The organism is Stenotrophomonas sp. 82F1 (assembly GCF_056861525.1).
Map to the genome: position 1 here is coordinate 38,924 of NZ_JBSPUD010000011.1, position 15,476 is coordinate 54,399.

Sequence of the window (15,476 nt, forward strand, 5' to 3'; positions counted from 1 at the left end):
CATGGCGTGGATCTACTTGGCGGCTTTCTTGGCCGGGGCCTTCTTCACCGCTTTCTTGGTGGCCTTCTTCGCCGCCTTCTTTGCCGGTGCCTTCTTGGCAGCGGCCTTCTTCGGCGCGGCTTCCTTCTTCACTGCCGCTTTCTTCGCCGGGGCCTTCTTCGCGGCGGCCTTCTTGGCGCCGAAGCCCTTGCGCACCGGTTTGCCGGTCTCTTCCATCAACTGCTGCACTTCGGCCAGGGTCAGCGATGCCGGCTCACGATCCTTGGGAATCTTGCCGTTCATCTTGCCGTCGCTGATGTACGGGCCGAAACGACCGTTCAGCACCTGGATGTCGCTGCCCTCGAATTCCTTGATGATCCGGTTGCGCGCGATTTCTTCCTTCTCTTCGATCAGGAACACGGCGCGGGCCAGGTCGATGGTGTACGGGTCGTCTTCCTTCTTCAGCGAGGCATAGGTGCTGCCGCGCTTGGCGAACGGGCCGAAGCGGCCGATGCCGACGCTGACGTCCTCGCCCTTGTCCTCACCCAGCGCGCGCGGCATCAGGAACAGCTCCAGCGCGTCTTCCAGGGAAATGGTGTGCATCGACTGGCCCGGCCGCAGCGAAGCGAACTTGGGCTTGTCCTCGGCATCCTCGGCCGTGCTGCCGATGGCTGCGTAAGGCCCGAACCGGCCCAGGCGCACGCTGACCGGCTTGCCGGTCTTCGGGTCGGTACCCAATTCGCGCGCGCCACTGGCCTCGGCGCGGTCGACCGATTCCTTCTTGTCTTCGACCAGTTCCTTGAACGGTCCCCAGAAGCGCGACATCAGTGGAATCCACTCTTCCTCGCCGCGCGAGACGGCATCGAGCTCGTCCTCCAGCTTGGCGGTGAAGTCGTAGTCGACGTACTGGGTGAAGTGGCTGGACAGGAACTTGGATACCGCACGGCCGACATCGGACGGGCGGAAGCTGCGGCCTTCCATTTCCACGTACTTGCGGAACAGCAGGGTCTGGATGATCGAGGCGTAGGTCGAAGGACGGCCGATGCCATATTCTTCCAGCGCCTTCACCAGCGCCGCTTCGGTGAAGCGCGGCGGCGGCTGGGTGAAATGCTGGTCGGCCACGATGCGTTCCAGCGGCACGCGGTCGCCGGGCTTCATCGCCGGCAGCTTGCGGCCTTCGTCGTCATCCTCGGCGCTCTTGCTGTCCTTGCCTTCCTCGTACACGGCCAGGAAGCCGGGCACGACCACCGTGGTGCCGCTGGCGCGGAACACATGTTCGCTGCCGGCCGACAGATCCACGCTGACGGTGTTGAGCGTGGCCGGAATCATCTGGCAGGCCACTGCACGCTTCCAGATCAGCTCGTACAGCTTGCGCTCGTCGTCGGTCAGGAACCGTGCGACCTGGGCCGGGGTGCGCAGTGCCGAGGTCGGACGCACCGCTTCGTGCGCTTCCTGCGCGTTCTTGGACTTGGTCTGGTAGGTGTTGGGCTGGTCGGGCAGCGAGGCGATGCCGTAGTCACGGGCGATCACGTCGCGGATTTCGGCCAGCGCGTCCTGCGACAGGTTCACCGAGTCGGTACGCATGTACGAGATCAGGCCGACCGTGCCTTCGTCGCCGCCGATATCCACGCCTTCGTACAGCTTCTGCGCGACCTGCATGGTCTTGCGGGTGGTGAAACCCAGCTTGCGCGAGGCTTCCTGCTGCAGCGTGGAGGTGGTGAACGGCGGCGCGGGGCGACGCTTGCGCTCCTTGCTGGCCACGTCGGTGACGTGCAGGGCGCCCTGTGCGGCCTGCTGGATGCGCAGACGGGCAGCCTCGGCGGTGTCGCCGTCGGTGACGGTGAACTGCTCGAACTTCTGCCCGTCCAGCTTGATCAGCTTGGCGTTGAAGTGCTGCGAGGGGTGCGCGCACTCGGCGGCGATCGACCAGTACTCGCGGGCGATGAAGGCTTCGATCTCTTCCTCGCGCTCGACGATCATGCGCAGCGCGGGGCTCTGCACGCGGCCGGCGGACAGGCCGCGCTGGACCTTGCGCCACAGCACCGGCGACAGGTTGAAGCCGACCAGGTAGTCCAGCGCGCGGCGCGCCTGCTGGGCATCGACCAGGTCGCTGGCGATCTCGCGCGGCTGGCTGATGGCTTCCTTGATCGCGCGCGGGGTGATCTCGGTGAAGACCACGCGCTGCATCGGCTTGTCCTTGACCAGCCCACGCTCCTTCAGGATCTCGGCGATATGCCAGCTGATCGCTTCACCCTCGCGATCCGGGTCGGTCGCCAGCAGGATGTCGTCGGCGCCCTTTGCGGCCTTGGCGATCGCATCGACATGCTTTTCGTTCTTCTCGATCACGTCGTAATGCATGGCGAACCCGTTGTCCGGGTCAACCGCGCCTTCCTTCGGGATCAGGTCACGCACGTGCCCATACGAGGCCAGGACCGTGTAGTCCTTGCCGAGGTATTTGTTGATCGTCTTGGCTTTGGCCGGCGATTCAACGATGAGCAGGTGCTTGGGCATGGCAGCAGGGTCTGTGGGTAAGCCGCGGGGAAGGGCCGCTAGGGTGGAGCAAACGGCCGCATTAGTGAAGCGGCCACGGGCAAATCAATAAACTGAACGCCCGGGACTGTGCCGGGCGTTCAGGTTTCACCTTATTAGAGGAATCACGCCCGGCCTGCCATTGTCAAGCAGGGAGGCGTGAGGATGGCCGTCCGCGACGGCGCATTGGCTCTCGATCCCGGCTCACGATGCCATGTTGGCGATGACGCCGACGGCGAGGATGATCGCGGCGAAACCGGCCAGCACCAGCAGGCCGCCCAGCACCAGGATCACGATGGTCACCGTGCCCAGCTCGCGGCGCTGCAGCTGCGGCTGGTCGGTGTAGGCCCAGCGGTCGACCACCACGGTGTCGCAGATCAGGTCATGCAGGCCCTGCTTGCGCTCGGTGAAGGCGGCCATCAGGTAGCCGATGCACAGGGTCAGGCCACTGAGGAGGGTGGCGAAGTAGCGGCCGATGCTGCGGCCCAGGGTCAGGCGATCACCATTGCCGCGCACGACCTTGATGCCGATGGCCATCTTGCCGAGGGTGGCGCCGCCACGGGAGGCATGGAACCAGCCGTAGTAGGCGGCGGCGATGAACAGGCCAGCCAGGCCACTGATCAGCTGGGTGACCACTTCCACCGCTGTTTCGCCGCTGCCGGTCGCCCCCATGCCGGCGCCGAGCACGAAGCCCAGCACACCACCGACCACACCGCTGGGAATCAGCAGGACGAAATAGTCGATCAGGTAGGCGGCAAAGCGCTTCCAGAAGCCGGCGTAGACCACTTCACCGCCCTGCACCGGCTGCGAATAGTCACCGCCGCCTGCGCCGGGCGCGGTGTACGGTGAGCTGCTGAGGGCGCCGGTGCCCGGCAGGGGCGCGGTGCCGTTGTCGATCGCGGCGTAGTCGTTGCGCAGGTCGAAGCCACCGGCGGCGGTGGAGGTGCTGGCATCGGCCAGGGTCTGCAGGCCCAGCTCTTCCACCATCTGCCGCAGCGGTGCCCACTGGCCCATGCCTTCGCGCCAGACCAGAGTGTCCAGGTTCAACTGGCCGCGCTGGAAACGCTGGCGGATCTCGGTGACCTCCAGCGGTCCCTGGCGTTGCTGTCCTTCGGCGTAGTACCACTCAGTCATTGCATGTCCCCTGTTGGGTCGTCCTTGGTGGGTTGCCCGATGCGCGGCTCAGCCGCGGCATTGCGTGGGCAGATACTTGTCGTCGCTTTCGCCGCTGCATTCCCAGCGCCCGCTGTCGCGGTCGTACTCGAGCCACAGCAGGTCGCCATCCTGGCTCTTGCCCGGAAACGCCAGCGTCGCTTCGATACCGCAATGGCCATTGTTGAAGCGGCCGATATGCACGGCCGACAGGCCCTGGCCTGCGAATTCGTCTGCCGCCGGGAAGCCGGCGTCGTTGGCGCCCGGGCAACGGCCCTGATCATCGGCGAAGTGCTGGACCTTGTCCTTCAGTGGCTGCAGCGCCGTGATCGCGCCGGCGACCTTGGCCTTGACGGTGTAGTCGTTGTACGCGGGCAGGGCGATGGCTGCCAGGATGGCCAGGATCGGCACCACCACCAGCAGTGCAACGCCGCCGATGATGGCGGTCAACGCGCAGCCGGACAGGCCCTTCTTCGCCACCGGTGCAGCGTCCATCGGCGTGGTCGCGTACGGAGAGGCGGGTGGCAGGGTGGGCGGCAGAGGCGCGGCAGGAGGTGGCGGTGGCGCGGTGGCGGCTGCATCAACCGCGGGCACGATCAGGCCCAGTTCGTCGACCACATTGCGCAACGGCTGCCATTGCGGCAAGCCGTCGCGCCATACCAGGGTGTCCAGGGTGATCTGGTTGCTACGGAACAGCTCGATCAACTGTTCCGAGGGCAACGGGCCTTGCTGGCGGTTGCCTTCGGCATGGAACCACTCACTCACGGGGGACGCTCCTGAATGCGCACGGCCCCCAAGTGTACGGTCAGTGCAGGGGTTCTGGCTCGTCCACGAACATCTGCGTTTCCATCCAGGCGTAGGCCGCCTCGGCGCCAGGCTGGTTGAACAGCACCATCAGCACGACCCATTTCAGGTCGTCCAGGTCCAGTTCGTCCTGGTCCAGGGCCATGGCCCGGTCCAGCACCAGCTCGCGCTGGCCGGCATCCAGGATGCCGTGCTGTTCCAGGTACAGCAGGAAACCACGGCATTCCACATCAAGCTTGTCCAGCTCCGGGCCGTGATAGATGCGCACCGGGCCGTCGACCCGGGCCTGGGCCGCGCTGGGGCGCTGCGCTGCCAGGGCATCGAGCCATTCGAATGCCTTGTTGATCTCAGTGGGGCTGAAACCGGCCTGGATCAGGCCATTCTGCAGTGAGTCGCGGTCACGGATCAGGTCCGCATCTTCGCTGAAATAGTGTTCAAACAGGTACAACAGTACATCCAGGATGCTCTCTTTCATTGCCCCTCGGCCTGCGTCGCGCGACGCTGTGGAGGTGAAGAAACTAGGGACGTCGACAGTAGCGGCCGTGTACGCACACCACGATCCCCGCAAGTTCCATGGCCAGCAGCATGGAGGACACCTCCGACGCCGTCAATCCACACTGCGTGATCAGTGAATCCATACTGATGGGGTCGTACTCCAGTGCCCGCCACAAGCTCTGGTAGTCAGCGTCGTCCGCCCAGCATGCCGGCAGGTCCGCCGGCGCTGCCTGTTCAGTGGGGGTGGCCAGCCGGGTTTGCAAGTCCGGAAGCTGCTGGCGCAACGCCGGCGCCAGCAGTTCCAGCACTTCCTCGGGGCGTTCGACTAGGGCAACCCCTTCACGGATGAGCCGGTGGCAGCCGGCGGCGCGCGGATTGAGCACCGAGCCGGGTATCGCACAGACCTCACGGCCCGCTTCAGCCGCCAGCCGGGCGGTGATCAGGGCGCCCGAGCGTTGTGCGGCCTCGACCACCACCGTGGCCAGGGCCAGCCCGGCCACCAGCCGGTTGCGCGCGGGGAAATGGCCCGGCCGTGCGGGCGTGCCTGGCAGGTATTCGCTGAGCACCGCGCCTTCGGTGGCGATTGTTGCCTGCAGGCGGGCGTGGCTGGTGGGATAGGCGCGGTCCGGGCCGGTGCCGATCACCGCGAGCGTGCAGCCGCCTGCGTCCAGCGCCGCCTGGTGGGCGGCCGCGTCGATGCCTGCCGCCAATCCACTGGTCACGGCCAGCCCGGCCTCGACGAAGCAGGTAGCAAACCGGGCGGCGAGGGCACGCCCGGCGGGGGTGGGTGAACGGCTGCCGACCAGGGCTACAGCAGGACGCCAGGCGATGGCCGGATCGCCGGCAACGAACAGCGCCAGGGGCGGATGGGGTGCATCGAGCAGCAGGGGTGGGAAGGCCGGATCGTTGCAGGCCAGCAGATGATGATCAGGCTGCTGCTGCAGCCAGCGCTGCGTAAGCGCGAGGGCGCGGCTGTCGGGGCGCTCCAGCGCAGCGCACTGTTCCGGCGTGCAGCCGTGGGCCCGCCAACCTGCAACGCCCAGCGCCAACGCCGCCTCCGCGTTGCCGGCGGTCTGCAGCAGCGCGCGCCGGGGTGCCAGGGAACCACCGGCGATCAACAGGCGCAGCAGCGCCTCATGTTCATGCTCAGTCATCCCCCGACTATCGGCCGCACACAACAAAGGCGCCCTAGGGCGCCTTCGCATATTGCTGTCAGGGTATCCCGGCGGTTGCCGGCGGATGTGGCCGACACACCCTGCCGAGGCCGGGCCGGGCCCGGCGCTGGATCATTTCGCGTCGGGATGCAGCGCGCTGTAGCCCACGCGCACCGGCTTCACGCCCTGCATCACCAGCGCATAGCTGACGTTGTCGAAGGTGCGGAAGACCATGGCATGCGCGGCGTACTCATCGGGCAGGCTGACCCGGCCGGCGCCCGTGCTGGTCGAGTCGTCCATGCGCGAGGACCCCGGGAACTTCATCCGGTGCGCCACGTGGCTGCCATGGCGCCACAGCGAGAACACGGTGCCGTTGTCCACGCCCTGGGCGCGGCCGGCGGAAATGGCGATCACATCGCGCGGGCCGCCGGTAGTGAACATGTCGGTGACCGCCAGCACGCGCACGTCCACGCCTTCCACGCCGGCTGCGGGCACATGCGGGAAGAACTGCAGGTCGTACGGCGTGGCCTCGACCGGCACCAGGCGGTCGCCGGCACGCACTTCACGGCCGCCGCTGGCGTTGTCCAGGGCCAGGGTCGACGCTTCGGTCTTGCCGCCAGCCACCTGGGTGATGGTGCCGGTGCCGACCTGTGCCAGCTCGTACCCCAGAATGCCGCGGCGGTGGTTGGGCGCGCTGAAGGCCTTCCAGAGGTTGCCGCTGCCGGGGGTGACATCGCCGTTGGCGGTCAGGTCCTCGGTGGGCTTGGGCTGGGCGTAGCGCACGGTCGGGCGGACCACGGCCCAGCGCTGCCCGACCTGGGCGTCGGCCAGGCGCACATAGGCGGTCTGCCCACCGGTGGCGCGCAGGCGGTTGTCTTCCAGGCCGACCACGTAGGGCAGCTGCTCGATGCTGTCGACCACGCTGAGCTGCTTCAGGAACGGCTCGACCTGGGCCAGCGGCACGCCGGTCACCGGGGCTTCCTGGCGCGGGCCGGGCTGGGCCGTCACCCGGTCCAGGTAGGCCAGGCTGAGGACGTCACCGGGATAGATAAGGTGTGGATTGGCGACCTGCGGATTGGCCTGCCAGATCTCCGGCCACAACCAGGGCTTCTGCAGGAATCGTCCTGCAATGTCCCACAGCGTGTCCCCTTTGCGGACCACATAGGTGTCCGGGTGCCCGCCATTCACTTCCACGGCGGTAGCATAGGCAGCCACGGTCAGCATCGCCGCGGCGACGACCGTACGAAAACGAAGCAACATAGGTGTGAAGCCCTGATTCCCCAACAGGTCCGCGCACTATAGTCCAGAAACCGGGGCGCAAGGCAAGCGTTGGAGCTAGAATCTGCGACGTATGCCGGCGTAACCCGGCCCCAACCCCGGAAACTGCCATGGCTTTACTCCCCATCCTTGAGTTCCCCGATCCGCGCCTGCGTACCAAGGCTGCGTTGATCGATGCCGCCGAAGTGACCACGCCGGCGTTCCAGGAGCTGCTCGACAACATGTTCGAGACCATGTACGACGCCCCGGGCATCGGCCTGGCTGCCAGCCAGGTGGACGTGCACCAGCGCTTCATGGTCATCGACGTAAGCGAAGAAAAGAACGAGCCGCGCGTCTTCATCAACCCGGAAATCGTCGCCAAGGACGGGGGCCAGGTGTACCAGGAAGGCTGCCTGTCGGTGCCCGGCATCTTCGCCGACGTGACCCGTGCCGACACCATCACCGTCAAGTTCCTGGACCGCCAGGGGCAGCCGCAGGAACTGACCACCGACGGCCTGCTGGCGGTCTGCGTGCAGCACGAGATGGACCATCTGGACGGCAAGCTGTTCATCGATTACCTGTCGCCGCTGAAGCGCGAGATGGTCCGCAAGAAGCTGGCCAAACAGCGCAAGCACGTGGCGTGATGGCTGTTGTGGGCCGCCCTTCGGGGTGGCCCGCGCCTGCGCGTGACGCGCGGGCTGCATGGCGCCGGCCGACGGCGCCGTTTTTTTTCCTGCACGATTTCATCCTGCAAGTGGGGTTGCCATGAGGATTGTCTTTGCCGGTACGCCGGAATTCGCGGTGTCGTCGCTGCGCGCGGCTGCGCGTCATCACGAGGTCGTGGCTGTCTATACGCAGCCTGATCGCCCGGCCGGTCGCGGCCGTGGGTTGGCCCCTTCGCCGGTCAAGCTGGAGGCAGTCGCCCGCGGCCTCCCCGTGTACCAGCCGGAAACGCTGAAGGACGAGGCGGCCCAGCAGCAGCTGCGCGACCTGCAACCGGACCTGATGGTGGTGGTGGCCTATGGCCTGATCCTGCCCAAGGCGGTGCTGACCATCCCGACCCACGGTTGCTGGAACGTGCATGGATCGCTGCTGCCGCGCTGGCGCGGCGCCGCACCGATCCAGCGTGCCATCCAGGCCGGCGACCAGAAGACCGGCATCTGCCTGATGCAGATGGAAGCTGGCCTGGATACGGGCCCGGTGCTGCTGCACCAGGAACTGCCGATCGCCGCCACCGATACCGGTGGCCAGCTGCACGACAAGCTGGCCGAGCTCGGTGCGCAGGTGCTGTCCGATGGACTGGGCCTGCTGCGCGCCGGCATCAAGCCGATCGCACGCCCGCAGCCGGAGCAGGGCGTGACCTACGCGCACAAGCTGGACAAGGCCGAGGCAAAGCTGGACTGGGCGCAGGACGCCGAAACGCTGGCGCGTACCGTGCGTGCGTTCAATCCGTGGCCGATTGCCGAGGCACTGCTGGCCGCTGAGCGCGTGCGCATCCACGGCGCGGTGGCGCTGGATGTGGCGCATGGCCAGGCACCGGGCACGGTGCTGGCCGCTGGCCGCGAAGGCATCGACATCGCCTGCGGGCAGGGCGCGCTGCGCCTGCGCGTGCTGCAGCGGGAAGGCGGCAAGGCAATCACCGCCGCCGACTACCTCAATGCGCGCCGTGACCTGCGCGTGGGGGTTTGACGGGTGAGCAAGGCAAACGATTTTTCCATCGCCAAGGCGGCGCCGGGCGCGGCCACCCGCATGCTGGCGGCGCGCGTGCTGGCGCAGGTGTTCACCCGTGGTCGTTCGCTCAAGGCGGAACTGGCCTGGGCGCTGCCGAAACTGGCCGACACCCGCGACCGCGCGCTGCTTGAAGCGTTGTGCTTTGCGGTGCTGCGCCGTCGCAGCACCTATGACGCCGCCCTGCAGGGATGGATGCAGAAGCCGCTGTCCGCACGCGATGCCGACCTGCGCACGCTGCTGATGGTGGGTTTCGCCCAGCTGGATGTGCTGGAGCTGCCGGCCCATGCGGCGCTGTCGGCCACGGTCGATGCTGCACGCGCACTCGGTCGTGAACGCCAGGCGGGTCTGGTCAACGCGATCCTGCGCCGGGCCCAGCGCGAGGGTTTCCCCGAACAACCGGCACGCGACGCATTTCCGGTCTGGCTGGCCGAGGCCGTCGAACGCGACTGGCCGGCACAGGCCGAGGCGATCTTCGCTGCCAGCCTGCAGCCGGCGCCGCTGTGGCTGCGTGCCAACCGCCAGCACGGCGGGCGCGACACGATGATGGCGGCCCTGGCCGAGGCGGGCATTGCCGCCGAAGCCAGCACGCTGAGCGCCGATGCGCTGCGACTGGCCGCGCCGGTTCCGGTGAACCAGCTGCCCGGCTTCGGCGAGGGCCTGTTGTCGGTGCAGGATCTTTCGGCGCAATGTGCCGCCGACGCGCTGGCGCCGCCGACCGGCAGCCGCGTGCTCGACGCGTGTGCCGCCCCGGGTGGCAAGGCTGCGCACCTGCTTGAGCGCGACCCCAGCCTGCGACTGCTGGCGCTGGATATCGATGCCCGTCGCCTGGCGCGCGCCAAGGATACGTTCGCCCGCACCGGTGTGGGCGAAGGTGCCCAGGTTCTGGTAGCCGATGCCAGCGATCCGGGGGCCTGGTGGGACGGCGTGCCGTTCGATGCGATCCTGCTGGATGCACCGTGCTCGGCCACCGGCGTCATCCGCCGGCAGCCGGATGTGATGTTCCATCGCCGTGCGGAGGATATCGATGCGCTGGTCGGCATCCAGGCCCGGTTGCTGGAGGCCTGCTGGTCGATGCTGCGCCCCGGCGGTGTGCTGCTGTATGCCACCTGCTCGATCCTGCGCGCGGAGAACGTCGATCAGGTCAAGGGCTTCCTGAAGTGGCACGCGGATGCGGAAGCGGTCGCGCTGGGTGACGCATTTGGTCTGGACTGTGACGGTATCGCACGCCAGCGCCTGCCCGGTGAAAACGATGCTGACGGATTTTTCTACGCGCGTCTGCTAAAAAAGGCCTGACCCAACCGCTGTCCGAGCCCCCATGCTGAAAACCCGTGCGTCACGCCAGACGTGGCTGTTTGTTGTGATGGCCCTGTTGGTGTTGGGCGCCGGCCTGGGACTACGTGATCCCTGGCCCTCGGACGAACCGCGCTTCGCCCTGGTCGCCAAGCAGATGGTGGAGAGCGGCGACTGGCTGTTCCCGCATCGTGGGCTGGAACTGTACTCGGACAAGCCGCCGATGCTGATGTGGTGGCAGGCCACGCTGTACAGCGTGGTCGGCAACTGGCGTGTGGCGTTCCTGCTGCCCTCGCTGATCGCCGCCCTCGGCACGCTGTGGTGCGTGGTCGACCTGGGCCGGCGCCTGTGGACACGCCAGGTTGGCCTGTACGCCGGTTGGGCGCTGCTGTTCGCCCTGCAGTTCACCTTCCAGGCGAAGAAGGCGCAGATCGACCCGCTGGTGGTGTTGTTCATCACCCTGGCCAACTACGGCCTGCTGCGCCACCTGCTGCTGGGGCCCGCCTGGCGCTGGTGGTGGCTGGGCTGGTTCTTTGCCGGCATCGGGGTGATCACCAAGGGCGTGGGCGTGATCGCGCTGCTGATGATCGTGCCAGCGCTGATCGGTTCGGCGCTGCACTGGCCACGGGTGCGGCTGCATGCGCGCGACCTGCGCTTCTGGCTGGCGCCGCTGGCGTTCGTGCTGGCCATCGCGCTGTGGCTGGTACCGATGGTGATGACCGCACTGGCGACCCGCTCCGGCGAGTACCTGGCCTACATGGACGACATCCTGTTCCGGCAGACCGCCAAGCGCTATGCGCAATCATGGGATCACCACCAGCCCTGGTGGTACTTCCTGGGCACCATGCCGTCGATGTGGATTCCGGCCTTCCTGGCGCTGCCGTGGGCGATCCCCGCCTGGCGGCGCCGCTTGCAGCGTCGGGACGCGCGCTACCTGTTGCTGCTGGGCTGGTGGGCGCTGATCGTGCTGTTCTTCTCGATCCCCAATGGCAAGCGCGACGTCTACATCCTGCCGGCGCTGCCGATGTTCTGCCTGGCGTTGGCGCCGCTGCTGCCGGGGCTGCTGCGCCGGCGCGACGTGCAGTGGCTGCTGGGCGCGTTCACCCTGTTGCTGTCGCTGGGCACGTTGGCCGCCGGGCTGGCGGCCCTGCTGGGCAAGCCCGGCTTCGAAACGCGGCTGATGCAAACGCGCGGCATCGGTAATGGCGAGATGAACGCCCTGGCCTGGGCGGCGATGGCGATGGGCGGCTGGGGTGCGGCCAGCCTGCTGTTGTTCGGCCGCGGCCGCCGCCAGCTGGCGCTGGTCTCGACCCTCACTGCCGTGTGGGTGCTGTACAGCCTGATCGGCTATCCGCTGCTGAATGATTCAAGTTCCGCGCGCGGCCTGATGCGGCATACCGGCCAGCGTATCGGCGCCGATGCCGAGCTGGGGCTGGTGGCCTGGAAGGAGCAGAATCTGCTGATGGCCGACCGCCCGGCCGCCACCTTCGGTTTCAACGAGCCTTGGGATGCTCAGCTGGCTGCGGCCGTGCAGTGGCAGCAACTGGCACCGCAGCGGCGCTGGCTGCTGGTCCACGAAGACGCGCTGCTGCCCTGCGTCGATCGCGGTCGCGCCGAACTGGCCGGTATCGCCAACCGCCGCCGTTGGTGGCTGGTGCCTGCCGCTGCGGTGCAGGCGCCGTGCGTGGCCAGCGCCGACGAGCGGGAACGTGAACGGCGATTGCAGCGTGAGGAGTAACCACCCAGGCCTGCGCTTGTCCAGACTGCCCAAGCGACCGCAAAGGCAGTAAAACATCAGTGTGGGATCGGCCGTGCCGGCGATCCCGTTCATTCCGCCGGATTGCAGCGAACTTTTTCGACGTGGCAGCTTCACAGAACAACCTGGAATCCACGGTCGGTGATCCGCTGGGCGTACCCATTGGTGGTCGCCCGCGCGCTGCGCACTGGTTGGCGCAGATCGGCCTGTTCTGCATGCCGGCATTGGTGCTGACCATCCCGATCAACCTGTTGCCCTACGCGCTGCTGCTGCTGGTCAGCACCGCGATGGTGCCCGGCTTGCTGTGGCAGGCCCGGCGGATGGACGTGCAGCCGATCAAGGTCCTCAGCTGGCTGATGCTGGCGGTGCTGGTGATGGCCATCGTGTCGGTCGTGCTGTTCGAACAGGGCCTGCGCGATGTCGACAATCGATCCCGCTTCCTGGTCATCCCGTGGATCGCATTGTGGGTCTGTGCGCTGCGCCCGGACATGCGCTGGCTGTGGCGCGGTGCGTTCGCCGGCCTGCTGGGTACCTTCGTGCTTTCGGCACTGCAGGTGTTCCACGGGGCGCCACGCGCCGAGCTGTCCACCAACGCGATCGTGCTCGCCGACATCGTGATGATGCTGATGGTGCTGCTGGTGTTCTGCAGACCGTCGCGGCGCTGGTCGCTGGTGATCGTCGGCATGGCTGCTGGTTGCGGAACCATCATCCTCACCGGCAGCCGCGGCGTGTTCGCAGCACTGCTGGCGCTGCTGGTGGTACTGGCACTGAGCCTGCGCTGGCGCACCGGCGTGGCGCGTCTTTCAGTGCTTGCCGGCATGCTGGCCATCGGCGCGACCCTGCTGCTGTCGGTGCCCGAACTTCGCCACCAGGTGCGGTTGTCCGAACTGCACAGCGATGTGCAGCGCATGGAGCAGGGTGACAGCGACTCTTCGGCCGGGGCGCGCGTCGAGCGCCTGCAGGTGGCATGGGAGACCTTCCTCGATCATCCGCTGACCGGGGTAGGCATCGGCCACTTCGACACGGCCATGAAGCGGGTGCCGGTCTGCCGCGAGAACCCGCAGGAAATCCGCTGCCACCTCCGCCATGCGCACAACGATCTGGCCGAGTGGGGGGCTACCCAGGGCCTGCCGGGCGTGTTGCTGCTGCTGGCCGTGTATGGCGTGCCCCTGTGGGTATTCGTGCGCCTGCACCGGCGCAGCGGGCACGGTACCTTCCGTGGGCCGGCCGCCGCCGGCGTGATGGTGGTGGTGTCCTACATCCTGTGCGGGCTGACCCAGTCGATGTTCGCGCACCAGATGACCGCCAGCTTCTACGTCACCATCGTCGGCCTGCTCACCGGGCTGTCGATCGTGGAAGGGGCGCGGCACCGGGCAAAGAACGCGCGGTAACGCACAGCCCCGGCAGACTCCCCGCTCAGGGGTTGGGCGGATCGGACACGGCCTGGCCGTTGCCCAGCATCCACAGCATGATGGTCTTCTGCCGCACGTAGTTGGCGCGCACATAGGCATACACCAGGCCATGCCAGCCGTCGCGGAAGCCGCCCCGGAACAGGAAGCCGCGCCAGAACCGCCAGGCCGGGGCCAGCACCAGCTTGCCGAGGGTGGCCCGCTTGCCGCGCGCGAACTCATGCTCGGCCATCATCCGCGCGTACTTCTCGGTCTTGGCCAGCTGCTGCTGCAGCGAGCGGTAGGGGAAGTGGATGAGGTCCCCGCGCAGGGTGCCGACGGTGCCATCGACGCTGGCCGCCTCATGGATTTCGCGCTTGCCGCGCCAGCCACCCTGGCGGCGGTCGAACAGGCGCAGCACCCGGTCCGGATAGGCATTGCCATGGCGCAGGAACCGGCCGAAATACTCCGACAGGCGCGCGAAGCGGTAACCGGCATGACCTGCAAAACCGCCGTCGCGGGCCTGCTCGATGGCCGTGCGCAGTTCCGGGCTGATGCGCTCGTCGGCGTCCAGGCACAGCACCCAGTCATGGGTGGCCTGCTCGACGCAGAACGCCTTCTGGCTGCGGAAGCCATCGAACGGGCGCTGCAGCACGCGGGCGCCGGCCGCCTCGGCGATCGCCACCGTGGCGTCGGTGGAATACGAGTCCACCACCACGATCTCGTCGCAGAAGGCCAGCGAGGCCAGGCAGTCGCCGATGCGCCCGGCCTCGTTGAACGCGATAATGCAGGCCGAGATGCGAGGCCGTTCGATGGGAGCGGTCGTGGAGGACATGATGGCCGGGTACCTGTTGTTTGCGACGGAGCGCTATGCGCTGCCTATTCTCGCCCCGTTGGTGCAGGCCTTGCACGCTTCCGGCCAGGAAGTGGCGGCCTGGTTCGAAGATGGTGCGGCCGGCAGCCAGCTGCCCGGCGTGCCCAACATCGGCCTGAAGCAGGCGCTGGCGATGCGCCCGCGGGCGGTGTTCAGCGCGGCCAACTGGGTGCCGACCTTCCTGTCGGGGGCCAAGGTGCAGCTGTTCCATGGCTTCAACGTGGAAAAGCGCGACAGCGCGCGTGGCCACTTCCGGGTGCGTGGCATGTTCGACCTTTACTGCACGCAGGGCCCTGCCACCACCGCGCCGTTCCGCGAGATCGCGGCACTGCAGGGTCATTTTGCCGTGGCCGAAACCGGCTGGCCGAAGCTGGACCCGCTGTTCCGCGACGATGGCGGTGACAGTGCCGCGCTGCGCAGTGCCGCCGGCGGCCGCCCCGTGATCCTGTTCGGTTCAACCTTCACCGAGCGCTTGAGTGCGGCCCCGCACCTGCATGCGCAGATCGCCGCCGACATCGCCGCCGGGCAGCACTACTGGCTGCTGACCCTGCACCCCAAGTGCCCGCCGGAACTGTTCGAACGCTACCGCGCGCTGGCCGGCGCCAATGCGCGCTTCATCGAACCGGAGCAGGTGATGGCCGCGCAGCGCGCCGCCGACGTGCTGGTGTCGGACACCTCATCGATCGTTTCCGAGTTCATCGTCCAGCACAAGCCGGTGGTGACCTTCCGCAACCGCGTGCCGAAGCCGCACATGATCGATTTCGACGATCCGCAGCAGCTGCCGGCCATGCTGGCGCGCGCGCTGCATCCGGATGCGGCGTTGCAGGCGGAGATCGTGCGCTACGCCGATACCATCCACCCGTACCGCGATGGCCTGTCCAGCGAGCGGGTGATCGCCGCGACGGAGGATTTCCTGTCCGGCGAGATGGGTGTGCTGCGTCGCAAGCCGTTCGGCAGCTGGGTGCGTGACCTGCAGATCCGCAAGGATCTGGGCTACTGGGGGCCGTCGCAACGGTGACGTAGGTCCTGTAGAGCCGAGCCCATGCTCGGCTGCGGCAAGCCGAGCA

Annotated in this window: 13 protein-coding genes; 6 read left to right on the top strand and 7 right to left on the bottom strand. The window is 67.5% G+C overall.

Features of this window, described 5'->3' with window-relative positions:
• Positions 1 to 12 precede the first annotated feature (12 nt).
• The 6 genes from AC13GI_RS12420 to AC13GI_RS12445 all read right to left on the bottom strand — a co-directional run bounded on the left by AC13GI_RS12420 (position 13) and on the right by AC13GI_RS12445 (position 7,373).
• Positions 13 to 2,490, bottom strand: coding sequence for a DNA topoisomerase I (locus AC13GI_RS12420; protein ID WP_482996407.1), 2,478 nt, complete (start codon positions 2,488 to 2,490; stop codon positions 13 to 15).
• Between the two features lie 222 nt (positions 2,491 to 2,712).
• Positions 2,713 to 3,642 (bottom strand): RDD family protein, encoded by a 930-nt coding sequence (locus tag AC13GI_RS12425; RefSeq protein ID WP_099820520.1) that lies wholly within the window; start codon positions 3,640 to 3,642, stop codon positions 2,713 to 2,715.
• Between the two features lie 48 nt (positions 3,643 to 3,690).
• On the bottom strand, positions 3,691 to 4,425 hold the full coding sequence (locus AC13GI_RS12430; RefSeq protein WP_099820521.1) for a GYF domain-containing protein: 735 nt from the start codon (positions 4,423 to 4,425) through the stop codon (positions 3,691 to 3,693).
• 40 nt (positions 4,426 to 4,465) lie between these two features.
• Positions 4,466 to 4,939 (bottom strand): DUF494 family protein, encoded by a 474-nt coding sequence (locus AC13GI_RS12435; protein ID WP_025879062.1) that lies wholly within the window; start codon positions 4,937 to 4,939, stop codon positions 4,466 to 4,468.
• Between the two features lie 43 nt (positions 4,940 to 4,982).
• Positions 4,983 to 6,113: a DNA-processing protein DprA gene (dprA, locus tag AC13GI_RS12440; protein WP_482996408.1), complete on the bottom strand. Its 1,131-nt coding sequence runs from the start codon at positions 6,111 to 6,113 to the stop codon at positions 4,983 to 4,985.
• A gap of 132 nt (positions 6,114 to 6,245) precedes the next feature.
• Positions 6,246 to 7,373, bottom strand: a complete 1,128-nt coding sequence (locus tag AC13GI_RS12445) for a LysM peptidoglycan-binding domain-containing protein (RefSeq protein ID WP_099820523.1) — start codon at positions 7,371 to 7,373, stop codon at positions 6,246 to 6,248.
• 128 nt (positions 7,374 to 7,501) lie between these two features.
• On the opposite strand from AC13GI_RS12445, the gene def reads away from it, so the two are divergent.
• The 5 genes from def (at position 7,502) to AC13GI_RS12470 (ending at position 13,538) form a co-directional block, all read left to right on the top strand.
• Positions 7,502 to 8,014, top strand: a complete 513-nt coding sequence (def, locus tag AC13GI_RS12450) for a peptide deformylase (protein ID WP_025879059.1) — start codon at positions 7,502 to 7,504, stop codon at positions 8,012 to 8,014.
• A gap of 121 nt (positions 8,015 to 8,135) precedes the next feature.
• Positions 8,136 to 9,059: a methionyl-tRNA formyltransferase gene (gene fmt / locus AC13GI_RS12455; protein ID WP_482996409.1), complete on the top strand. Its 924-nt coding sequence runs from the start codon at positions 8,136 to 8,138 to the stop codon at positions 9,057 to 9,059.
• Positions 9,060 to 9,062: 3 nt separating this feature from the next.
• Positions 9,063 to 10,394, top strand: a complete 1,332-nt coding sequence (gene rsmB / locus AC13GI_RS12460; protein ID WP_099820526.1) for a 16S rRNA (cytosine(967)-C(5))-methyltransferase RsmB — start codon at positions 9,063 to 9,065, stop codon at positions 10,392 to 10,394.
• Between the two features lie 22 nt (positions 10,395 to 10,416).
• A complete protein-coding gene (locus tag AC13GI_RS12465; RefSeq protein WP_482996410.1) occupies positions 10,417 to 12,129 on the top strand; it encodes an ArnT family glycosyltransferase in 1,713 nt (570 codons plus the stop codon).
• Positions 12,130 to 12,251: 122 nt separating this feature from the next.
• Complete coding sequence (locus AC13GI_RS12470; RefSeq protein ID WP_482996411.1) at positions 12,252 to 13,538, top strand: O-antigen ligase family protein; 1,287 nt, start codon at positions 12,252 to 12,254, stop codon at positions 13,536 to 13,538.
• Between the two features lie 25 nt (positions 13,539 to 13,563).
• Here AC13GI_RS12470 and AC13GI_RS12475 read toward each other — a convergent pair whose 3' ends face one another.
• The gene (locus AC13GI_RS12475; protein WP_375069154.1) at positions 13,564 to 14,370 is read right to left on the bottom strand and encodes a glycosyltransferase family 2 protein; all 807 of its coding nucleotides are present in this window, start codon (positions 14,368 to 14,370) and stop codon (positions 13,564 to 13,566) included.
• Here AC13GI_RS12475 and AC13GI_RS12480 point away from each other — a divergent pair.
• Complete coding sequence (locus AC13GI_RS12480) at positions 14,369 to 15,427, top strand: CDP-glycerol glycerophosphotransferase family protein (protein WP_099820529.1); 1,059 nt, start codon at positions 14,369 to 14,371, stop codon at positions 15,425 to 15,427. The genes AC13GI_RS12475 and AC13GI_RS12480 overlap by 2 nt on opposite strands.
• Positions 15,428 to 15,476: the final 49 nt, after the last annotated feature.